General features: G+C 40.0%; 18 protein-coding genes and 1 tRNA gene. 8 read left to right on the plus strand and 11 right to left on the minus strand.

What is annotated here, in order from left to right; genetic code table 11:
- Positions 1 to 64 precede the first annotated feature (64 nt).
- Together queA and ACQK2H_RS04405 are read left to right on the plus strand one after the other, a co-directional pair.
- Positions 65 to 1,111 carry a tRNA preQ1(34) S-adenosylmethionine ribosyltransferase-isomerase QueA gene (queA, locus tag ACQK2H_RS04400; RefSeq protein WP_425390260.1) on the plus strand — a complete coding sequence of 349 codons (1,047 nt, stop codon included), beginning with the start codon at positions 65 to 67 and terminating at the stop codon, positions 1,109 to 1,111.
- A 6-nt stretch (positions 1,112 to 1,117) separates the two neighbouring features.
- Positions 1,118 to 1,759, plus strand: a complete 642-nt coding sequence (locus ACQK2H_RS04405; protein ID WP_425390261.1) for a 2-C-methyl-D-erythritol 4-phosphate cytidylyltransferase — start codon at positions 1,118 to 1,120, stop codon at positions 1,757 to 1,759.
- 52 nt (positions 1,760 to 1,811) lie between these two features.
- Here ACQK2H_RS04405 and ACQK2H_RS04410 read toward each other — a convergent pair whose 3' ends face one another.
- From ACQK2H_RS04410 to ACQK2H_RS04425, 4 genes are all read right to left on the minus strand, one after another.
- Positions 1,812 to 2,990 (minus strand): T9SS type A sorting domain-containing protein, encoded by a 1,179-nt coding sequence (locus tag ACQK2H_RS04410; protein WP_425390262.1) that lies wholly within the window; start codon positions 2,988 to 2,990, stop codon positions 1,812 to 1,814.
- Positions 2,987 to 6,274, minus strand: coding sequence for a tail fiber domain-containing protein (locus ACQK2H_RS04415; RefSeq protein ID WP_425390263.1), 3,288 nt, complete (start codon positions 6,272 to 6,274; stop codon positions 2,987 to 2,989). Before ACQK2H_RS04415 ends, ACQK2H_RS04410 begins: the two co-directional genes overlap by 4 nt.
- Positions 6,275 to 6,569: 295 nt before the next feature.
- Entirely contained in the window at positions 6,570 to 6,791 is a 222-nt protein-coding gene (locus tag ACQK2H_RS04420) for a DUF2795 domain-containing protein (protein ID WP_089356648.1), read from the minus strand.
- A gap of 141 nt (positions 6,792 to 6,932) precedes the next feature.
- Positions 6,933 to 8,129 carry a DUF349 domain-containing protein gene (locus ACQK2H_RS04425; RefSeq protein ID WP_425390264.1) on the minus strand — a complete coding sequence of 399 codons (1,197 nt, stop codon included), beginning with the start codon at positions 8,127 to 8,129 and terminating at the stop codon, positions 6,933 to 6,935.
- 55 nt (positions 8,130 to 8,184) lie between these two features.
- Here ACQK2H_RS04425 and ettA point away from each other — a divergent pair, with 55 nt between their 5' ends.
- The gene (gene ettA, locus ACQK2H_RS04430; RefSeq protein ID WP_425390265.1) at positions 8,185 to 9,867 is read left to right on the plus strand and encodes an energy-dependent translational throttle protein EttA; all 1,683 of its coding nucleotides are present in this window, start codon (positions 8,185 to 8,187) and stop codon (positions 9,865 to 9,867) included.
- 2 nt (positions 9,868 to 9,869) lie between these two features.
- Positions 9,870 to 11,147 (plus strand): amidohydrolase family protein, encoded by a 1,278-nt coding sequence (locus tag ACQK2H_RS04435; protein ID WP_425390266.1) that lies wholly within the window; start codon positions 9,870 to 9,872, stop codon positions 11,145 to 11,147.
- 395 nt (positions 11,148 to 11,542) lie between these two features.
- Here ACQK2H_RS04435 and ACQK2H_RS04440 read toward each other — a convergent pair whose 3' ends face one another.
- The 4 genes from ACQK2H_RS04440 to ACQK2H_RS04455 form a co-directional block, all read right to left on the minus strand.
- The gene (locus ACQK2H_RS04440; RefSeq protein WP_425390267.1) at positions 11,543 to 12,232 is read right to left on the minus strand and encodes a head GIN domain-containing protein; all 690 of its coding nucleotides are present in this window, start codon (positions 12,230 to 12,232) and stop codon (positions 11,543 to 11,545) included.
- Positions 12,233 to 12,286: 54 nt separating this feature from the next.
- Positions 12,287 to 13,432, minus strand: coding sequence for a hypothetical protein (locus ACQK2H_RS04445; RefSeq protein ID WP_425390268.1), 1,146 nt, complete (start codon positions 13,430 to 13,432; stop codon positions 12,287 to 12,289).
- A 104-nt stretch (positions 13,433 to 13,536) separates the two neighbouring features.
- On the minus strand, positions 13,537 to 14,034 hold the full coding sequence (locus tag ACQK2H_RS04450; protein WP_425390269.1) for a CAP domain-containing protein: 498 nt from the start codon (positions 14,032 to 14,034) through the stop codon (positions 13,537 to 13,539).
- Positions 14,031 to 14,708: a hypothetical protein gene (locus ACQK2H_RS04455; protein ID WP_425390270.1), complete on the minus strand. Its 678-nt coding sequence runs from the start codon at positions 14,706 to 14,708 to the stop codon at positions 14,031 to 14,033. Before ACQK2H_RS04455 ends, ACQK2H_RS04450 begins: the two co-directional genes overlap by 4 nt.
- A 228-nt stretch (positions 14,709 to 14,936) precedes the next feature.
- Here ACQK2H_RS04455 and egtB point away from each other — a divergent pair, with 228 nt between their 5' ends.
- Both egtB and egtD read left to right on the plus strand, forming a co-directional pair.
- Positions 14,937 to 16,196 (plus strand): ergothioneine biosynthesis protein EgtB, encoded by a 1,260-nt coding sequence (gene egtB, locus ACQK2H_RS04460; protein WP_425390271.1) that lies wholly within the window; start codon positions 14,937 to 14,939, stop codon positions 16,194 to 16,196.
- A gap of 7 nt (positions 16,197 to 16,203) precedes the next feature.
- Entirely contained in the window at positions 16,204 to 17,157 is a 954-nt protein-coding gene (gene egtD / locus ACQK2H_RS04465; protein WP_425390272.1) for an L-histidine N(alpha)-methyltransferase, read from the plus strand.
- Positions 17,158 to 17,224: 67 nt separating this feature from the next.
- Here egtD and ACQK2H_RS04470 read toward each other — a convergent pair.
- The 3 genes from ACQK2H_RS04470 to ACQK2H_RS04480 form a co-directional block, all read right to left on the minus strand.
- Positions 17,225 to 17,310 (minus strand) — tRNA-Leu (locus ACQK2H_RS04470).
- A gap of 104 nt (positions 17,311 to 17,414) precedes the next feature.
- On the minus strand, positions 17,415 to 18,008 hold the full coding sequence (locus ACQK2H_RS04475) for a TIGR00645 family protein (RefSeq protein ID WP_425390273.1): 594 nt from the start codon (positions 18,006 to 18,008) through the stop codon (positions 17,415 to 17,417).
- A gap of 78 nt (positions 18,009 to 18,086) precedes the next feature.
- Positions 18,087 to 18,482: an RDD family protein gene (locus ACQK2H_RS04480; RefSeq protein WP_425390274.1), complete on the minus strand. Its 396-nt coding sequence runs from the start codon at positions 18,480 to 18,482 to the stop codon at positions 18,087 to 18,089.
- A 40-nt stretch (positions 18,483 to 18,522) separates the two neighbouring features.
- On the opposite strand from ACQK2H_RS04480, the gene ACQK2H_RS04485 reads away from it, so the two are divergent.
- Together ACQK2H_RS04485 and ACQK2H_RS04490 are read left to right on the plus strand one after the other, a co-directional pair.
- The gene (locus ACQK2H_RS04485) at positions 18,523 to 19,530 is read left to right on the plus strand and encodes an SRPBCC family protein (protein WP_425390275.1); all 1,008 of its coding nucleotides are present in this window, start codon (positions 18,523 to 18,525) and stop codon (positions 19,528 to 19,530) included.
- Positions 19,531 to 19,659: 129 nt separating this feature from the next.
- Positions 19,660 to 21,672 (plus strand): OmpA family protein, encoded by a 2,013-nt coding sequence (locus tag ACQK2H_RS04490; RefSeq protein ID WP_425390276.1) that lies wholly within the window; start codon positions 19,660 to 19,662, stop codon positions 21,670 to 21,672.

The raw sequence follows: 21,672 nt of genomic DNA on the forward strand, positions 1-21,672 counted from the left end.
GTGAAACATATTTGCTAATTTTGCGCTCTTTTGATCATTAAAATAGATCCTTTTTCCTATGGGAATGAAATTATCCGAATTCAAGTTCGATTTACCATCAAGCCTTATTGCCCTTCACCCAACTGAGAACCGAGATGACTCTCGTCTCATGGTCGTACACAAAGACACTGGGGAGATAGAACACAAAGTTTTCAAGGATGTAGTTGACTATTTCAGTGAAGATGATGTATTTGTTCTTAACGACACTAAAGTATTTCCAGCCAGACTATATGGAAACAAAGAAAAGACTGGTGCTAAGATCGAAGTATTTCTACTTCGTGAGCTTAATACAGAAATGAAACTGTGGGATGTGCTCGTTGATCCTGCAAGAAAAATTCGGGTAGGAAATAAACTGTATTTCGGAGATGGTGAATTGGTAGCTGAGGTTATCGATAATACCACCAGTAGAGGGAGAACCATTAGATTTCTATTTGACGGGGATCAGGAGCAATTCTATAAAATGATCGATGCATTGGGAGAAACTCCTCTTCCGAAAGAGATAAAGCGCTCAGCAGAGCCGGAAGATCGTGAACGTTTTCAAACGATTTACGCAAAGAATATTGGTGCGGTGGCAGCTCCTACTGCCGGATTACACTTCACACCTCAGTTGATGAAGCGACTGGAGCTTATCGGTATAGATGTGGCAGCTATTACGCTCCATGTTGGGCTAGGAACCTTCCGTCCTGTGGATGTAGAGGATCTTACCAAGCATAAGATGGATTCTGAAAACTATTGGGTAGAGAAAGAAACTGCGGATAGAGTAAATAGAGCTTTGGCTGAGAAATCTAAGATCTGTGCTGTTGGAACCACGGCAATGAAAACGCTGGAGTCATCAGTATCTGCCAATGGTTTATTAAAAGACAATTCTGGGTGGACAGACAAATTCATTTTCCCTCCGTATGATTTCAAAATCTGCGATGCGTTGATTACTAATTTCCATTTGCCAGAGTCTACCTTGCTGATGATGGCGTCTGCATTTGGAGGATATGACCTAATTAAAGAGGCATATCAGTTGGCAATCAAGGAAAAGTACCGCTTCTTCAGTTATGGAGATGCGATGCTTATCATCTAATTGAGCTTGAAAAAGTACGCCATTATAGTTGCCGGAGGTGTTGGCACTCGCATGAAGAGTGAGGTGCCAAAGCAATTCTTGCTGATAGATGGTGAACCAATTCTTGTTAGGTCGATTAAGAAATTCCTCGAATATGATCACGGAATTGAAGTAATTATAGTGCTTCCTGAGGCTCATATAAAGCAGTGGGAAGCATTAAAATTTCAATATTTTCCTGATAGAGAAATTCATGTAACGTCTGGAGGGATCACACGGAGTGCATCGGTGCTCTCAGGTCTTTCCATAATAAAAGGGGAGGGTCTGGTTGCTATACATGATGCTGTAAGACCATTCGTCTCGGTAGACACAATTTCCACATCATTCGATTCCGCCAAATCTCAAGGTTCCGGAGTAGCAGTGGTAGAGCTAAAGGACTCCATTAGAGAATTAGAACAAAACACTTCAATAGCCCGAGATCGATCCAACTATGTACTGGTTCAAACCCCGCAAACCTTTAATGTTTCAGAGCTGAAAGATGCTTATGGTAAGGCAGGGTCTGGCATTTTTACAGACGATGCAAGCGTTTACGAAGCTGCCGGATATACTGTTTCTTTAGTTGAAGGTTCCTATGACAACATTAAAATAACAACACCTGAGGATTTAAAATAAAAAAATCCACTCCGTAAAGAGTGGATTTTGAAGTTAGGCGGTAATTAGGTTTTTATTGCTTGATAACCCTAAATGTCAGTGTATTTTTTTGTGTTTTCTCATCAGTAAACTTCAAAAAATACATTCCATCAGGATAGTTTTCTAAACTGACTTTTTCCTCAGAACCTTCTTTTTTGTCAATGGTCTTCGTCATCAGCACATTTCCTTTGGCATCAACCAATTGCATATTCATGCTATTTCGAATGATTCTGTCGTACTTGACAGTGATTGTTCCGACTGTCGGGTTTGGATAAATGTTGAAATTCGTGAAAATCTCATCAGTAATACCCAGCACCAGCTCAACAACAATGCCTTCTTCGCTTACGAAAGCTGCAAGAACAAACTCATCGTCTGACACCCCGGCTTCACCAATTTCAAATTGCACGAAAGAGGACTCATCCAATGGAATACCTGGATACTCTACAAAGAATCGATAGGTGCCCTCCGGAAGAAATCCGTATTCAAACTCACCATTGTCATTTGTTTCACCATATGCAATTAGTTCAAATTCATCATTGTCTTGGCCAAGGCGTCCACCTCTTCTTCTTTTTCTTAATCCGCACTTTCTTTTGGCTGCTCTTCTACGAGCCATTATTCGGCCGTTATCATCCTCCAGATCTTCTTCAATGGTTCCTCGCACGATACCTTCTCCAGTATCCGGTCCACGTTCTTGAGGAGCAGCAGTAATTTGTATCTGTACAGTAGAATCACCGGAGAGTTCTAAAACCTCAGCCTCTTCCCATAAAAATGCATCTCCGTAATAAGTAGCAACGTACTTTTCAGGATCCGAATCGATATTCACTAAATAGTTACTGACGAAAACAGGATTGAATGAAAAATCACCTCCTGTGTTTGTAATAATATCAAGAGTGTCATATTTACCAGAAGGTCGTACCCTAAGCAATATTGCTTCTACTTCATCAGTAATGGGATTTGATCCAGCTCTGGACTCTACTGTTACGATAGCACTTTCCAGGTTGTAAGCAGGCAATCCATTTATGAATCTAAATGATTCGCTTCTTGGCCGTCCTCCAAATGTGGATGTTCCCACTTCGGTGGAAAGACTTCCTCCTGATAGCGTGCCTCCCGCAGTATTTGTTGCATATCCTTGCTGCGTAAACTGTGCCTTAAGTGATAAGCACAGCACACAAGCAAAGCTGAAAAATATCAGTTTATGGATCAGCTTTTTCATTTGCTCGCTGCTTTATTTGCACCTAACATTTTCATCAACTGGTCCATTTCTTTTCTAAGCGTTTCAACTTCAGAAAGCGATGCTTTTAAGCTGGAGTTTTCGCTTTCAAGCTTCTCAACCTTAGCATTCAGCTCTTTGATTGCTTCAATCAATACTGCGGTCATCTGCGCATAGTTGACTGCTTTCATCCCTTTATCATTGGTATGAACAAATTCAGGGTAAACTTCTTCCACTTCCTGCGCAATTACTCCAATTTGATTTTGCATGGCAATGCTTTCATCCTTCCACTGATAAGAGACACCTCTCAATTTTAGCGTATTCTCTAATGGATTATCCAGGTTTTGGATATTCTTCTTAAGTCTTCTATCTGAAGTTTGTACTCCTCCTGAAGTTGATTGAAGAATGTCTGCAGCAACAGTACCCGAAGCATTAAGATTTCCGGTGGCACCATCCATGTCAATAGCTGCAACACCAGAGCTATCATTCACTATTATCGAGGCGGCACCTGTTCCGTTGTTAGATTGAATTAAAATCGTTTCAATGGAAGTGCCTGCTGAAATTGTGTTTTTTAATGAAAGTTGTGCGCTTGTATTACCACTCTGATCTACTGCTTCCAGTTCGACAACAGATAGTGTACCATTCAGGCCACTGCCGTCATCATTTTGTCCAAAAATTTGAAGAATTCCCAAGTTGGCATTTTCCCACCACTTGCCTGATAAGTAGGCGTTTCTAGTTGCATCACTATTTACAAGAACAAGACCACTCTTACCTCCTACGTCATCTCTGTTTGATCCAATGCCTGACAAGAATGTACCTTCATTATCATAGTAGTCGGTACCACCTCTTCGATAGCCTCCAGTGAATGGTGAGTTAAATACATCATTTGCTGTAGTATAATTATTAATCAATAGCTGTTGACCATCTGATGTTGGATTCATACCATAAAGGTTGGCAAATGAGTTTTCACCATTTGTTGTTGTACCGGCAAAGAATGTAGCGCGGTTGTAAGAATTGGTAGCATCCGGGCTGCTTAGCTGTAAAGTTCCACCTTCTGTATTTCCCTGGAGGTAAACGCCTTCATTTCCTGCTCCATTAAGCGCTCTTATGGAGCTAGTAGTAATGGTATCAGGTGAAATATTACCGCTGGCAGAGGATATTGGGACTCCCTGCACAAGAATTTGCTGCGCATCTATAGTTCCGGTATTTCCATCCATATTGATTTGAGTAGCTCCAGACGCATCATTCAACCTTAATACACCCTCATTACCACTAAAGAATAGTGTTCCGAAATCGGCACTATTTTGAATGGAGATTCCTCCACCATCGCTTCCATCGAAGAAAAGGTTAGCAGCAGAAGAGCCGTCTCCTCGATCAATCGACAAAATGTTAGATACACTAAGTCTACCATTGTTTGCTTCTGCAGAGACTCTTAATGTACCAAGGGAGTCCATCAGTTCCAATCCTCCGCCTCCTTGATCTGCATAGCCTGCTGTAAGGTATGCGGTGATCATATTCGAACCTGCTTCATTCTTGAATAATGAAACATCACCATACTCTTGTGAGTCATCGGCTGTTCTGCGAGTGGCCATCTGAGCAGAATTATACCACCATCCGCCACCGTCATCGATTGATCCATACATGTTAATGGATGCCATATCGTGATCTTCATATCCTTCTGAACCAAGTTGAAAATTGATGCTGTTGTCACCCCATAACTCAACGATACCATTCGTTCCTGTTGGGTCTGAACCACCATCATCTTGTGCGATTGTCATTACTGCTTGCCCACCACCATTACTTCGATTGATTTCCAGTCTTCCTGTTTCCTCAGTTGAATTACCTAAAGGAGTAACTCTGAATCTTCCTAACCCAAAATTTTCTTGTGCTGAACCTTCCAGGTAATACTCAGGCAAACGACCATCTGCAAACGAACCGATGAGAGCAGCACCAGAAACTGCTTCTGCTGAGTCATACGAAATCAACTGCACGAACCCATCATTACTCAATCCACCGAACCATCCAGTGTTTGCATGTGATTCATTATAAGTAAAGAGATTTCCTCGTCCTTTATTGGTTACTCTGAGTTGTGCTCCAATATTTCTCGTTGAGTCATACAGTCCGAGAAAACCACCGTATCCTCCTGAGGAACTACCGAGGATTACCTTCGTTGAATCATTGGCTCCATATAGAACAAGGCTTCCGGCATTGTTTGGTTCAAAAAAGTTTAGATCAGCTTTCGTTTCTCCGGAATTTCCTACAACAATTACACTCTTGGATCGAACTGAATCCGGCTGAATGGTTCCTCCACCGGATCCCTCAATAGGCGCTCCGTCAATTAAAATTTGCTGTGCGTTAATAGTACCTGTAGATCCGTCAAGTGAAATGGTCTCTGCTTCTCCAGCATCTCTAAGGGAGATAAACCCTCCGGAAGTAACACCATCTCCACTATTGAGATTAAGGGTATATTGAGGTCCGCCATTGTCTTGGGACGCATTAAGATTGATGTGACTTATGGTTGATTCTCCTATATGTTCAGAGAAAATGTTGTGGGTGAAATTTCCGTAGTAGTTTTTAATATCAATTCCTCCTCTTCTATAGCCGTCAGGAATAGGACCATCCAAATCAATATTGCTTCCATATGCGAGAACTAAGGTTGCTAGACCGTCATCGGTTGAATTACCCCCATATAGCTCCATGAAGCTATTCTGATCACCTGTCGTTCCCATTAAAGCAGCACTTTTGAACGAATCATCTGTGAAATCTTGCTGAGCTAATTGAAGATACCCGCCGGTTTTGCGTGTTCTAATAAAGTTGCCTGTTCTTCCCAAAGAATCTGTTAAAGACATGACTCCATCATAACCACCATTGGTAGATGTGATTCTGGCCTTTCCTTCATCATTCACTCCGATTGCTTCCACAGCATAACTTCGAACCGTATCTATTTGAACCGGCCCATCAGCATAAGGAAGGAATGAAGAATATAACGTCACCGGACTGAGCGCCTCCCCATTTACAGTGAGGTTCATTATGACCTCTGGACTTTCTTTAAATAGTGTATCAGGTAAAGGCGTAGTTTCACCAAGCACCACAGAATAGTAGCCATCAGTAACACTGATATTTGATATAGTTTCTGACCATGCAGGTTCAGTAATGCTGAACTCAATGGTAGCGCTCCCTGTGTACGGTTTCCCACCATCCAGCAATCTGCCCTGAAAAGGCAGTTTCTGTGAGAATACAGTACCAGTAACTAATAAAATGGATAGAGTTAGATAAAGTTTCTTCATGTTCTAAGGTTTAAATGCTTTAACCTCTAACATATTTATCAATTGGCAATCTGGCAATACCTCGTTCGGGGTATTTTTATCAATTGATAATTTTTTAAGGCCTGAAGAGATTACAGGAGAGATTGATGGAGGCATTTTGTCCTCTGGGTTAGAAAAGAGAATAATTACTACTCTTCCATTTTTACAAATAGGAGAATTCGGGTGTATGAAAAAAGCAGTTGTTCAGGCCGAAAATAGCTTCAAAAAAAAAAGCTCCTATGTAGGAGCTTTAGTTTAATTTCTCATTTGGATGGACTTAATACTCGTCTTCATTAAAGAAGAAGTCCTCTTTAGTTGGATAATCCGGCCAAATTTCCTCAATATTTTCAAACGGCTGCCCATCATCTTCTAGTTCCTGCAAGTTTTCTACTACTTCCAGCGGTGCTCCAGATCTGATAGAGTAATCAATTAGCTCATCTTTGGTGGCCGGCCATGGTGCGTCTTCTAAGTATGATGCAAGTTCTAGTGTCCAATACATATTATAGCCTCTGTTTTAAGTCCTGTTTTAATAATGCGCGCAAATATATATTATTATAATTTATACACGCCTTATTCAAAAATTCGTTTAACGAAAGGTAATTTTCTTACACCAAAAGTCCAGAAAAAGTTGTCAGAAATTTTAAAAATCTCCAGAATCAACCCATTCAAGCAATTTTGACTTGGTTTCGATCTTTCGCCTTTGACCTTTAATCTTATTTTCAACGATTTTGTTCATTTTTCCATCAACGGATGAAAAATTTGCTGAATTTTCTTCGTAGGTCCTTAAGTCTTCTTTATCCCGAGCGATGAGGTCATTGATTATTCCCTTACGGATGCTGTTTTTCTTGTCTGCATCAAGTTTGGCGAAATCAGGGAATCTTTTTTGAGATAGCTTTTTCACAAATTCTCTTTCATGGAGCAACTGAATCAATTGTAGGCATTCGTGTTTATCGGCACTTCTTGATTTATCTCTGAAGAGCGTCTTTTTGTACTTGTCAAGTTCATCTTTGTTATATGCTACCTTCCCCTGTTTAAATGCTTTTAGTTTAGTTAAAGTCTCAGAGTAGTCAACCGGTGTGAATTTCTTTCCCTTCAACTGCTGATTAAACTCAGTATTCAAAGGTTTGTAAAACTCGGCAGGGATTCCTCCTATCTCCTTCCATCGTTCCTTTAGCTCTTTCACTTTATTGAACCGTTCTTGCCCATGCATACCTGATAGCTTTTTAGCTTCTTCCACCAGTTCTGCATATTGGCGCTTTCGATGTTCAGTAAGTTTTTGCTTGTCTTCAAAAAATTGCTTCTTTCTATCAAAAAATTCTTTTATGATTCCCCAGAATTCCTCTTCCAGGCCCTCGTTTTTGTCATCTTCAGCGCTACCGGTTTTTATCCAGCGGCTTTTTATATCATTAATTTTCTCTGTTGCTTCCTTCCAATTGATGATTTCAGCGATCTGTTTTGCTTCCTCTACCAAAGCCGATTTGATCTCTGTGTTTCTTACCCGATTTTTTTGAATGATGTCTTTTACCAGGTTTTCGTACTTCACGATTTCATCATGGAGTTTCTGATAATCTCCAAGTCCGTCATGCTGCGGTAAATGCTCCCGTAAATGAACCAGCTTCATCAAAAAGGATCCTTTGTTTTCCGTGCTATCTATTTTTTCTGTGACTTCTTTAATTTTCTTCTCTAGGTCTGAAAATCTGTCATTAAAAAATTGAACGGACTTTTCTATGTCTTCATCACGGACTTCTCCTATTTCGCGATCGGGATTAGCTCCCCAGCCACTTAAAAAGACTTTGTCTTCTTTAATAAATCCAAATGGTACCTGTAAGATGTCCAAGGGTGAGTGTAATTCTTAAATGCGTGGTATATTCGATTTCAAATCAAACTTAAGCATGTCAGACGAAAAGATCATCTTCTCAATGTCGGGGGTAAACAAGATTCACCCTCCGCAGAAACAAGTACTTAAGAATATTTATTTATCATTTTTCTATGGTGCTAAAATAGGCGTCTTAGGACTAAATGGTGCAGGAAAATCTTCATTGTTACGAATTATCGCAGGAAAAGACACTGATTTTCAAGGTGAAGTGGCCTTTTCACCCGGATTTTCTGTGGGAATGCTGGAGCAGGAGCCGGAACTAGATCCAGATAAAACAGTCATAGAAATTGTGAGAGAGGGAGTGAAGGAAATCAATGACCTTCTAAAAGAATACGAAGAAGTGAATGCCAAATTCACGGATCAGGAGGTGCTTGATGATCCAGATAAAATGAATAAGCTCATAGAAAAGCAAGGTGAAATTCAAGAAAAACTGGATGCAACAGGAGCGTGGGAGATCGATCACAAACTGGAGAGAGCAATGGACGCTTTGAGGACACCACCGGAGGATGCTGTAATTAAAACCCTTTCCGGAGGAGAAAAAAGGAGGGTAGCCCTTTGCCGTTTGCTTTTGGAGCAACCTGATGTTTTGCTTTTAGATGAACCTACTAACCACCTGGATGCTGAATCTGTATTGTGGCTGGAGCAGCACCTGCAACAATATGAGGGGACTGTAATTGCAGTTACTCACGATAGGTACTTTCTGGATAATGTAGCCGGATGGATATTGGAGCTGGATCGTGGGGAAGGTATACCGTGGAAAGGAAACTATAGTAGCTGGCTGGAGCAGAAAGAGAAGCGGCTGGCTCAGGAGGATAAGCAAGAATCAAAACGTCAAAAGACACTTCAGCGAGAATTGGAATGGGTGAGAATGAGCCCGAAAGGCCGTCAGGCAAAAGCAAAAGCCAGATTGAGCGCTTATGATAAGTTACTTGGAGAAGAGGCGAAGGAAAAAGAGAGTAATCTGGAGCTATACATTCCGCCAGGTCCCCGACTTGGAGCGAAGGTGATTGAGGCGAATGGCGTTTCTAAGGGGTATGGTGATAAGTTATTATACGAAGACTTGTCTTTTAGTCTGCCTCAAGGTGGAATTGTGGGAGTTATCGGGCCAAATGGTGCTGGTAAATCCACGTTATTCAAAATGATCACCGGGCAAGAGGAACCTGATAAGGGAACCTTTGAAGTAGGTGAAACGGTGGTGATGAGTTATGTAGATCAGGAACATGATCAGCTTGACCCGAATAAGTCAGTTTACGAGGTAATTTCCGAAGGAAACGAGATTATTGACTTAGGTGGTCGAGAAATGAATGCGCGCGCCTATGTGAGTAAGTTCAATTTCTCAGGACAGGATCAGGGAAAGAAAGTAGGTAGTTTATCAGGGGGGGAGCGCAACAGGGTGCACCTGGCACTTACACTTAAGCGTGGAGCCAATCTGATTTTACTGGATGAGCCGACCAACGATCTGGATGTAAATACTTTACGAGCGCTTGAAGAAGCACTAGAAAACTTTGGAGGATGTGCAGTTGTGATTAGTCACGATAGGTGGTTCCTTGATAGAATCGCTACTCATATTCTAGCTTTTGAGGGAAATTCTCAAGCCTATTGGTTTGAAGGAAACTTCACAGAGTATGAAGAAAACAGAAAGAAGAGACTGGGAGACGAAGCTCCAAAGCGGATCAAATACAAGAAATTAATGGCATAACGATGAAAAAACTTAACCTAACCTTTTTTACCCTTTTATTCTGTCTTTCGCTCTTTGCCCAGCGAACGATCATTCACGCAGGTACTATCATAGATGGAGTTTCTACCAAGTCTATGAATGAGAAAACAATTGTTGTAGACGGCAAGAACATTGTCGCGATTGAGAATGGGTATATGACCCCTTCAGAAAATGATCAGGTGATTGATTTGAAAAATCATACGGTGATGCCGGGATGGATTGATATGCATGTGCATATCGAGGGAGAGACAAGTCCTGATCGATACATTCGAACCTTTACTGACAATCCTGCAGATAAGGCATTTCTTTCTGTTGACATAGCAAAACGAACGCTTATGGCTGGATTTACTACCGTACGAGATGTTGGTGGAAGTGGGGTTAATGTTTCATTAAGGGATGCCATAAGTAAAGGGCTAATTGATGGACCAAGGATTTTTACTTCTGAGAAGGCACTTTCCATAACCGGCGGTCATGGGGATCCGACAAACGGGTATAGAGATGATCTAATGGGTGACCCTGGACCGAAAGAAGGTGTGGTTAACAGCGTTTCAGATGCAAGGAAAGCAGTTCGCCAACGATATAAAAATGGAGCAGATCTGATTAAAATCACTGCCACTGGCGGAGTATTGAGTGTGGCCAAAGACGGAGATGGCGCTCATTTTCAGGAAGAGGAAATAAAAGCGATTGTGGATGCGGCTACAGATCTGGGTTTTCATGTGGCGGCACATGCACACGGAGATGAAGGTATGCGCAGAGCAGTAGCAAATGGGGTAAAAACCATTGAGCATGGGACTTACATGAGCGATGCTACGATGGAATTAATGATTCAGAAAAAATCTTATCTGGTTCCCACTATTACTGCAGGTATGGAAGTAGCAGAGAATGCTAAAAAACCGGGTTATTATCCAAAAGTAGTTGCTGAGAAAGCCAGAGTGATTGGCCCTAAAATTCAGGGCACATTTGCCAGGGCCTATAAAAAAGGAGTACCAATTGCATTTGGTACAGATGCCGGAGTGTTTAGGCATGGTGAAAATGCTCGTGAATTCACCTATATGGTGGAAGCCGGAATGCCTGCAATGGAAGCTATCATTGCTGCCACGTCTAACAATGCTGCTCTTCTAGGTATGGGAGATCAAATTGGAACCCTTAAGGAAGGGTTTATTGCTGATATTGTCGCAGTGCCTGGAAATCCTCTGGATGATATTGAAGTGATGAAAGATGTGAAGTTTGTGATGAAAGAGGGGAAGATTTATAAGAATTGAGGTCGAAATTGGAAGTTTAAAATGAGCTGGGTGATCCGGCTTTTGCTTGAGGTTCATTTGATCACTAGTGAGTTTACTTTTTTCAAATTTCAACAAACCTGACAGGGTTCAAAACCCTGTCAGGTTTACTTTCATAGCTGTTAGTGTTCCTTAGATTATGAATGTTTGTATGAAAATTCCTAAATCATCGGTTTACTTTTTAGCTCAGTGGGTATAGAGGCACAAATCCAGTGGGTATTGTAAATGTTGAGATTGCTTTATCTAACAAATTAATCTTCAGGATAACGCCCATATGTTAATGTGAATTCGTCCACCGATAAAATCGGGGGGATAAAAAAATTAGTCTCCCGAGCCTCTAATGTCAAACATCTAACGTCTAGTGTCTAAAATCCAGACTACATTTTCCTCACTTTACCACTGCCTGAAGAATTACTAATTACTCTTTTAGGGTCACCGGCATAATACACGCTTCCACTACCGGAGATACTTGCCTCCACTTCGTCTATGGCTGTAATGTAGCAGCTACCGGACCCACTGATCCGTGCTTGAAATGTTTTTACGGTCAAATCTTCTGCCTTTACTCTGCCAGAACCACTAATTCTTGCTTCAGCCTCTTCAGCTGTACCATTCAGTCGAATGCTTCCTGAACCGGAAATTCGTAAATCCATTTCATCTCCCTCAATGTCAAGATCCAAATCACCGGATCCACTTACTGATATGCGGATGTCTTCGACATTTAATTGGCCATCGCTTTCAATGCTGCCGCTACCACTTACAGATAGTCCTTCAATATTTTCCATAGTCACATAAATAGTTACCTCCGAACGTCTCCACCCGTTCCCCCAGCTCCAGCCTCCTTCTCGTTTAATCACTAACCGATCACCTTTTACTTCGAATTCAATGTCTTCAAAAATGTCATCATCACATTCCACTTCTACTCGGTTTGTAGCGCCTTGTTTCAGGTATAGATTAGCCGATATTCCAAGTGAAAGCTCAGAGAAATTTCCGACATCTAATGTTTTTTTCTGGCTGAAAGATGGAAGTGTTAATATGAGGGTAATTAGAGTTGGTATGAGTGTTTTCATGTGTCTGATTTATTTTAAATGACAGCATATTACAACGAAGGTTGCATCTGAAAGTTAATTATTACTCCACTCAAGATTTTTCAGTCTTTGTGATCTCCAAAAATTACTTAGCATGCTGAAGGTTATTCGAATGTTAAAATACTCTCCATCCAACGCTGTGCCGCCAGGATTTTTATAATCGGTCCAATTATATCTAAAATGAATTCCAATGAAATTTTCGGATAGAAACTTGTACTTAAGAACCATGCCTACATTTTGATTGAAACTGTTTAAAAACTTTGGATCCTCTCCATAATCATTGTCAGCTGTTAAAGCAGTAATTCGATCATACCCTATTCCCGGTGATATGCCGATATCTATTCTTTTAGATTGTAAAAAATCAAACGTGTATTCAAATCCCACGTACATACCGGTCCATTTATCATCAGTAATTAACGAGTCATTGTAAATAAACGAATATGGTTCTTTCGAAGCTCCTATTCGAAAGTCCATAATGAAGTCATAATTATGTCTCATGGTCTTGCCTCCGATTACAAAACCCATTGTCGGGCGACTTCCAAAAAATGAAATATTTTCATAATGTTGAACAGCTCCTGTTATAAAACCAATATGAGTTTGTGGTTCATTAAGTGTTCTGCTTATTGCTTCTTCATAAAGTTGTTTTAGCTTACTTGAAGTAGGAGCATTACTTATTTCTTTAAATGATGGAGTTTTAGAAGCATAGAAGTTAAGTATTAGCTGCTCGTCTATGTTTTCTGAAGTTGTTTCATGGGCAATTAGCCTAACTATGCTGTCTATTGCATAATCTATTTCGTGATCATAGCTGTTTTCCTGAAAACTTGCCTCCGCGAAGCAACTGTAATAATAAATAATCTCATTTATTCTTTTATAACTGATCAATTCATTAATCTGACTCATTGTAATTTGGTCTGAGTCATATCTCCCAAATCGAATATGAGTTAATGTTTTTAACCAATCTGCCTCTTTAGGATTCATGCACTTACGTTTCCAATATTTGATGAAAAGCAGCATGCTATCTGGTTGATCGGATTTATAATAGTCTACAATTAAATCTGGTGCATTGTATGTAACATCCTGGCAAGTGACATAGGGGTTAGATAAGATTTTCTTATCAAAAATATCCTGAGTAAACGCTGATGTTATGCATGCTAACCCTATTATGAAAGTCACGATTTTCATTAATCAACTTTAACGAAAATCTATTGCATACAAATGAAGTTGGATTATGAATTAGATGAATTTACTCATTCAGGTGAGCAATAAATAAGAATGTGGGATGAGTATCAATAAGGCTTTTCGCCCACCCAATTGCCCGGGGGGTCGTAATTACACACCCAAATATCCATGCCATCACAAGTAATCTTGGCACAGCCTACTTTGGTGGTTGTATCCCAAACAATCTGGGTGTAGTGGCCGCACATCTTCCCAGGCTTGCATTTGTTTTTATTGTAATTATAGTCTGCTTTTTCACTGGCCCATGCATCTACCACATACGCTGCATCAAATGCTCCGGCAGTTCCTTTAAATAGGTTTTCACCAAATTTATTATCCGGACGATGCTCCCACGCACACCCTTTTCGTTTGAGTTTTTTTGCCCAGTCAGCAGCGAGTTTTGCCATATCGTCTGACCACTCAAGCTTTTGCTGTACTCCCACTTCCGCCCGCCAGTAATTATGGCGATCAAGAATTATCTGGATTTCCTCGTTTGTTACGGCCGTTTGATCTGAAGTGTGATGAGGAGTAATCCACAAAAAGCTTACAATTAAGAATACTGTTTTCATGCGGTTTTCTGTTGCAGTTCATCCTTTCGGATTAAATAAAGGTACTTAGCTAAATAAAACGCACCAATGCCGCTAAAGATATGCCACAGGAAATGAGACCCCATTGGGATTAGCAACGCAACTGAGTAATCGATTCTCCGGAATATCAAACTCAGTGACAAAAATATGACTGAAATGAGAATTGATGACAGATGCTTATACCTGTTTTTTGAGAGATAGAATAGAATTGGAAAGAATATCAGAAAGCCTGTTAAAAGGTAATTGAGGTTCAATGCGAGCTGACCGGTGAAATAGTCCAAAACTGCAAATCGCATGAATGTAAACGGAATCACCACTGTTGCTACCTGCCATTTTTTAGGCAAAATTTTATCCCAGAAATAAATACTAACTGATAACGTGACAATGGCTGTTGGAAACACATCCATCCATAAAAGAAATTTTGAGGATCTAAAAGCATGGTAAAGCAGGCTGCCTGTTCCACCTAAAAAAAGTAAAGGCATGAGAAAGTATAGAAACCCGAATTGCCGAATTTCCCAATTTAGTTTAAACGCCCAGTACACTGCTGGTAGCAAAATGGCAAGTGAAGAAAGTGCATTCCATGGCTCTGTGATAAAGGCGGTAAGATCGGTTTCGGCGTATATAGGCCCTCCATCTGTGGGCAGTTGTGTTTGCATAAAAATCCTTTGCTTTTAAGATTCTTTAACTATACGATTAACTAACTGGCAGGGATTTTGATTCCCTTACATAGATAGCTAAGAACAAAAATTTGTTCTAGTCTTTTTTGGTTAGTTGAGGGCCCTGTCTGCCAGCCGGCGGATAGGGTTTCTTTTTTCTAATAAAAGACATTTTTACGTGGATTCCGTTGTAGAGATATATAAATTGAAAAAAATCCTGAAATCGTTTTGGAATCTACTATTTCAACGCAATCAAACCTTTTAGAAACTTATAAACAGGTCAGGTCACATACTGAATACTTGTGTGAACCGCTGGAAACTGAAGATTTTGTTGTTCAGCCGGTAATGGACGTAAGCCCACTGAAATGGCATTTAGGACACACGACCTGGTTCTTTGAGACCTTTGTTCTAAAGCCTAATGTTACTGACTATGAAGAGTTTCATCCGAAATTTCCTTACCTGTTCAATAGCTACTACATATCAGCCGGGGATCGATGGACGAGAGAAAATCGAGGGCAGCTTACCAGACCAACGGTTAAAGAAGTTTTTAGCTACCGACAGCATGTGGATGCCGCAATAAAGAACTACTTGCAATCAAATGAATTACAAGAAGAGGTAAAGGAGGTTGTAGTCCTTGGATGCAACCATGAGCAGCAGCATCAGGAATTACTATTATATGATATTAAGCGGATATTAGGAGACAACCCTTTGCACCCTCATTACAGGGAAGATATTCAGGATGTGAAGAAAATCGATGTGAAATCGGAATGGTTAAATGTCGATGAGGGTATCTATGAAATAGGATTTGAAGGTGATGGATTTCATTTTGATAATGAAAGAGGAAGACATAAAATATTTCTACATGAATATCAGATGGCATCTGGCCTTGTTACCAATGGGGAATTCATTGAATTTATTAAGGATGGTGGATACAGAGATCACATGCTATGGCTCTCTGAAGCATGGGATTGGGTAAATGAAAATCAAATAAAGGCACCTCGATACTGGCATCAGGAAGATGGAGGAGAGTGGTGGAGTTATACATTAGGAGGATATAAAAAAGTCAATGAGGACGATCCTCTTTGCCATATCTCTTACTATGAAGCTGATGCTTTTGCTCGGTGGAAAAGCTGCCGATTACCTACGGAGCAGGAATGGGAGGTGGCTTGCAATATCTATTCACCAAATGTTCTAAAAGAGACAAATTTTGTAGATAGCAAACAATTTAGGCCAATACAAACCTCAGATTTTGATTTCTTTGGAAACGTGTGGGAATGGACTTCTAGTCCGTATACAGCATATCCTTATTATAATCCTCCGGAAGGAGCACTGGGAGAGTATAATGGAAAGTTTATGGTGAATCAAATGGTGCTTAGAGGAGGCTCTTTTGGTACGTCAAGAAATCATATTCGCTCCACTTATCGTAATTTTTTTCATCCTCATTTAAGATGGATGTTTTCAGGCATTCGTTTAGCTAAGCACATATAAAGACCATATGACCAAAGTACTCACTACACTGTCACCCTTTGCGGAGGATGTTATGCAAGGACTGCATGCAGACAATAAGTGTCTTCCTTCCAAATATTTCTATGACGCAAAGGGAGATAAGTTATTTCAGCAAATCATGCACCTAGACGAGTATTACCTGACCAGGAAGGAGCTCGAAATATTCAAAACACATAAAGACGCAATTCTACGGGCGATCAATGGAACGGAAACTTTCAGGATCATCGAGTTAGGTGCGGGAGACGGATTGAAAACCAAGGTGTTGCTTAAACATTTTATGGAAGCGAAAGTGGACTTCACTTACACTCCTGTGGATATTTCTGGTAATGTACTATCGATCCTGGAAAGCAACCTGAAAAAAGAAATTCCCGGATTGAAAATAGAATCTTATGAAGGAGATTATTTTGATGCCTTGGCAGAGATAGCAGAGAGTCCGGAAAAAGATATTGTGTTTTTTCTGGGTTCTAATGTTGGAAATTTTTCTGAATCGGAAGCTGTTTCATTTCTTTCTAAGCTTCAAAATTTCCTCAAAAAAGGCGATTTGTTGTTTATGGGTGTAGATCTTAAAAAAGATCCATCCATCATTTTAAATGCTTACAATGATAGTCAGGGTGTAACACGTGAATTCAATCTAAACTTGCTTGATCGAATCAATGACGAGCTTGGTGCTGATTTCGACCGTAATCAATTCTTGCATTATCCATACTACAACCCACATACAGGTGAGTGCAGGAGTTACTTAATTAGTAAGATTGATCAGGTAGTGAATCTAATGGATGAAAAGGTCCACTTTGGAGCCTGGGAGGCAATTTTCATGGAAATATCAAAGAAATACGATCACAAGCAATTGACAAAATTAGCAGCAGCATCAGCGTTTTCCATAAAACAAGACTTTCTTGATTCTGAAAGTTGGTTCGCTGATGTGCTCTGGGAGAAGGGATGATAGTAAGAATCGGTGGAGACGATTGTATCGTATCATAAACCGACCTTTAAGACCAAAAATAAGTAAGTGCGCACGAGAGGAGTCGAACCTCCACGACCTAAAACGGTCACCAGGCCCTCAACCTGACGCGTCTACCAATTCCGCCACGTGCGCATGAGGGATCGCAAAAATAACTTTTTGCTTATAAATACAATCCAGTTGCAATAAAAAAGCCGAAACAAATGTTTCGGCTTCTATTGTGCTATTAAAGCAAGTTATCAATGGTGTCCTTCACCTTCTTCTTCCTCATCGGAAGCAGGAAGTGTGTGTGAAGAATGATAACTGTGCGTGATTTTTTCAGTTTGTGATAATAATAGTGCGGAGATGATGAATACCATGTGGATAACAATCTCAATGATTACTCCCTCCGTACTGGTTTTTTCAACCTCATTTCTATAGTTCATGAATGTCTTCAATAGATAAACCCCGGAAATGGAGGCAAGTGAGGTTGCAAGTTTGATCTTTAATTGACCGGCATCAAGACCTTCGAGCCAAAGCGGCTTATCTTCATGCATATCCACGTCAATTCTACTGGTGAAAATGGAATATCCACCAATGGTAACCATTACTACTAAGTTCATTACCATGGAAATATCTACCAAGCCAAGAACTTTGATCATTACTTCTGTCTCATCCCATATGGTGATGTATTTCATCATATACAGAAGCTCTTGAAAGAACTTATATAAGTAAAGGAATGAGGCTATAATCAGCCCGGTATAAAGGGGTGCTTGTACCCATCTACTCCAGAAGATGAAACCTTCGAAAAAACTTTCAAATCGGCTTAGTAGTGAATTATTGTTGTTATCCATTAGATCCTTACCTGTTAAAATTTAACCAGAAATATAAATGATAATTTGAAGGAAGTCCTTTTACTTGGCGAAATTAAGTTATTCTTCATCAAATAATACCACAGTACCTCCGATATAGTCATGTAAAGCTCTGTTTTTCTTATCGAAAAAGATCATTATAAAGCCTCCAAAGCAAATTAGAAGGGAAAGTACCTTAGAGAGGTTTCTAAGCGTAACCTGAATGATGGAGCTTCTGGATTTGTCATCATTTACGATTCTGATTTTGATCAGTAATTTACCGGGAGTAGCTCTTAATTTACTTGATTCGAAAAGGATGTAATATCCAAAGTAGACACTGCCTACAATTAAATAATCGTATTCAGGAGATGGGAAGAAAATGGTAATCACATAAAAAAGAAACAATATAGGCAGCAGGTCTATGTTGTGTGCCAACAACCTCTTCCAAAAATCAGCATATCGATTTGTCTCTTTCAATGATTAACTTTATTGTATCACAAAAATCAACAAACTAACTATGAAAGTCTTAAAAATTATTGGAGTCATTGTATTGATACTTTTGGTTTTAGGTCTTGGAGTCATTGTTTTTGGCCCATCAGAAAATCACATGGAGCGCCAGATAACCATCGACGCACCGGTGGAAGCTGTTTTTAAGGAAGTTAATAGCTTCAAAACCTTCGATCAGTTTTCGGCATGGTCTGAAATAGACACTACGGCAGAAGTGATTATTGAAGGGCCTGCTTCAGGTGTAGGAGCACAATACAGCTGGGATAGTGATAATCCTGATCTTGGAAAGGGCAAGATGGAGATTATCGAGTCTGACGAAAACATGCTGGTTACATCCACCATGAGTTTTGAAGGTTATCCCGGTGAACCTACGGTTTCCTGGATTTTAAATGAAGAGGATGGCTCAACGAATGTCACCTACACTTATGATGAAACCAATATTTCAGGTATCATGAAGCTCTTTTCATTAGCAACTGAAAGTATGATAGGTCCAATGTATGAAAGGACATTGGTCAAATTGAAAACACGTGTTGAGTCCCGACCGGATTTCACATATGAAATAGATGAAGTTCAAACTGAAGCACAGCCGTATATCGGAGTTAAAGCATCTTCATCGGTAGATCCGGCTGAAATCGGTGAAGCAATGAGTGGGGGATTTGGTGCAGCTATGGCTTACGTTTCCTCAAATGACATTGAAATGGCAGGACCACCCATAAGTATTGTGCTAAGCTATGACGAAGCATCTACAGAGATGATTTGTGGCATTCCAACCGCTGAACTTGTAACAGTTGAAGACGAAAATATTATCAGCGACAATACCTATGAAGGTTTGGCAGTTAAAACCATTCATAAGGGAAATTATGATTTAATGGAAAGTGCATACAATGACCTTATGGATTACATGAGTTTTTATGGATATGAAGCAAACGGTAATCCATGGGAAATATACATTACCGATCCATCCATTGTTAAGGATACTGCAGAATGGATGACAGAGATATACTTTCCAATTAAGTAGAAAATAAATCAGACTGTTATAAGCCCCCTTATTGGGGGGCTATTCATTTGATGAAAATTATACCCCGACATAGGTAGTGTAAAACAATCACCATTTTTTTACCTTTCGCACTAATAACCTAACCTGAAAATGCCAGTTCACAAGTCTACCTTTAAAGTAGTTGTTACACTTGTCATATTTATATCTGTTTTAACCATATCCGCCCAGGAGTTAAAGCACATAAATACGGGTGCAATTGTCAAGCAGACGAGAGTTAGCTTTGACGGCACCAAAATGGTTTTTGTAGCAAACTATTACGGGAGCTTCAAGCCTTATATTTCCGACTATTCGTATGATTCTTCTCATTGGGAAAAACCAGTTAAAATCTTCGAAGATGATATAATCAGCGGATTCGAAATCAGAGATCTCCAGCTAAATTTTGATAACTCAAAGCTATATTTTGCTGCTAAAAATGAAGTAAAACCTGATTTCGATATTTATTATTCGGAATTTGAAAATGGTGGCTGGACAGCACCTCAGCCGTTGGACATTGGCATCAATACCATACAAGATGAAAAAGGACCTGCAATTTCGGCAGACGAAAAAAAGATACTCTTTACTCGTCCACTGCCACCGGACGCAAAAGCAGATGACTTTTGTGGTCAGCTATACTATACAGAACTGACAGAGTCAGGTACATGGACAGATCCAGAACTGCTTCCACCGGTATACAATACAGGTTGTATTTGCTCGCCATATTATGCCAGGGATAACAAGTCCTTCTATTACTCTTCCTATGAAGACATTGAAGATGCCGAGGGAAAGCGGATCGCTAAAAAACAATTCTCCATTTTCTGGGCAAAAATTGATGGCTTATTTAGGTATAACCCTAAGCCAATTGTGTCAATTATTGGTGACGATGATTTAGTGTATCCGTCCATAGATCGTGATAGCACCCTTTATTTTAACTCTGGAGAGTTCTCGAAAGGAGAAGATCGCATTGAGTCAATGATTCTGTCAAAAGAGCTGAGTAGAGATTTTCAGCCTGTGGAAATGACCTTGGTTTCGGGCCAGGTACTCGATGAGCAGGGAAATCCACTTTCAGCCACCATTCAGGTGATCAATCCATACACAACAAAAGTCTTTCAAGAGGCACTCAGCGATGCAGATGGTAACTACCAATTATTTGTTCCAATGAATGAACAGTTTTCGCTTCTTGCCTATAAGGATCAATATTCTGCACAGTCAAAGTTGATTGAGACCACTGAGTTGTCTTTGACGAATAACTTCGAGTTATTCCCTAGCGTGGATGTTACATTCAATGTTTTTGATGAAGAGTTTTATTTTCCTATCGATGCGAGTTTGTCTCTGTATGATTCAGATTTCCAACTCATCGAGAATATGGATATCACCAGAGGTGAAGAGACGGTCATTGCACTGGGACAGGAATTAAACATCATTTTTAATTCAGAAAACTATTTCCCTGACACCCTTAACCTCCCTTTTGATGAAGAGGTAATCTTTGACTTTTTCGATTTTGATATTGAATTGAAGAGAAAGCTGAAAGATGTCTCTCTTTCTTTTGCCGATGAATCGGGAAACAATTTAGGGTTAGAAATTACGGTCTATAATGTTACAAGAAATGAGAAGACCAAACGGAATGTAAAGGATGGAAAAATCACTTTACAACTGAGGGATGGTGAAGTATATGAAATAAGTACTTCAGCGGAAGGGTATAGCTATTATTCAGCAGAGTTAGATCTTTCGGAGGAGGAGGAATTAAAGGAAATGAGCGCAACGCTTCAGTCTGTAGAGAATATTTCGCTTGTTTTAGAGAACATCACCTTTGAATACAATTCCTACGAATTGAATGCAGGATCCTACGAGGAGCTAAACAAGCTGGTCAGTTACCTGCAGGAGAATGAGCAATACAAAGTTGAAATATCTGCTCATACAGATAATGCCGGGCCAGAAAAATATAACCTTCAACTTTCCAATCTTAGAGCTAACTCAGTATTGCAATACTTGCAGGACAATGCCATCAATAAAGACCGCTTAGTGGCAGTTGGATATGGTGAATCACAACCACGATTTCCGAATGACACGGAAGAAAACATGGCCAAAAATCGACGAGTAGAATTTAAAATCCTATCTGATAATTAA

Origin of the sequence: Ekhidna sp., assembly GCF_965228795.1 — a bacterium.
In the GTDB taxonomy this organism is placed as follows: Bacteria; Bacteroidota; Bacteroidia; order Cytophagales; family Cyclobacteriaceae; genus Ekhidna.

Bases quoted from the DNA above. Each gene is read 5' to 3' on its own strand.
- queA (WP_425390260.1), top strand. From the start codon at position 65: ATGAAATTATCCGAATTCAAGTTCGATTTACCATCAAGCCTTATTGCC.
- ACQK2H_RS04410 (WP_425390262.1), bottom strand. From the start codon at position 2,990: ATGAAAAAGCTGATCCATAAACTGATATTTTTCAGCTTTGCTTGTGTG.
- ACQK2H_RS04415 (WP_425390263.1), bottom strand. From the start codon at position 6,274: ATGAAGAAACTTTATCTAACTCTATCCATTTTATTAGTTACTGGTACT.
- ACQK2H_RS04420 (WP_089356648.1), bottom strand. From the start codon at position 6,791: ATGTATTGGACACTAGAACTTGCATCATACTTAGAAGACGCACCATGG.
- ettA (WP_425390265.1), top strand. From the start codon at position 8,185: ATGTCAGACGAAAAGATCATCTTCTCAATGTCGGGGGTAAACAAGATT.
- ACQK2H_RS04435 (WP_425390266.1), top strand. From the start codon at position 9,870: ATGAAAAAACTTAACCTAACCTTTTTTACCCTTTTATTCTGTCTTTCG.
- ACQK2H_RS04440 (WP_425390267.1), bottom strand. From the start codon at position 12,232: ATGAAAACACTCATACCAACTCTAATTACCCTCATATTAACACTTCCA.
- ACQK2H_RS04445 (WP_425390268.1), bottom strand. From the start codon at position 13,432: ATGAAAATCGTGACTTTCATAATAGGGTTAGCATGCATAACATCAGCG.
- ACQK2H_RS04450 (WP_425390269.1), bottom strand. From the start codon at position 14,034: ATGAAAACAGTATTCTTAATTGTAAGCTTTTTGTGGATTACTCCTCAT.
- ACQK2H_RS04455 (WP_425390270.1), bottom strand. From the start codon at position 14,708: ATGCAAACACAACTGCCCACAGATGGAGGGCCTATATACGCCGAAACC.
- egtD (WP_425390272.1), top strand. From the start codon at position 16,204: ATGACCAAAGTACTCACTACACTGTCACCCTTTGCGGAGGATGTTATG.
- ACQK2H_RS04475 (WP_425390273.1), bottom strand. From the start codon at position 18,008: ATGGATAACAACAATAATTCACTACTAAGCCGATTTGAAAGTTTTTTC.
- ACQK2H_RS04485 (WP_425390275.1), top strand. From the start codon at position 18,523: ATGAAAGTCTTAAAAATTATTGGAGTCATTGTATTGATACTTTTGGTT.
- ACQK2H_RS04490 (WP_425390276.1), top strand. From the start codon at position 19,660: ATGCCAGTTCACAAGTCTACCTTTAAAGTAGTTGTTACACTTGTCATA.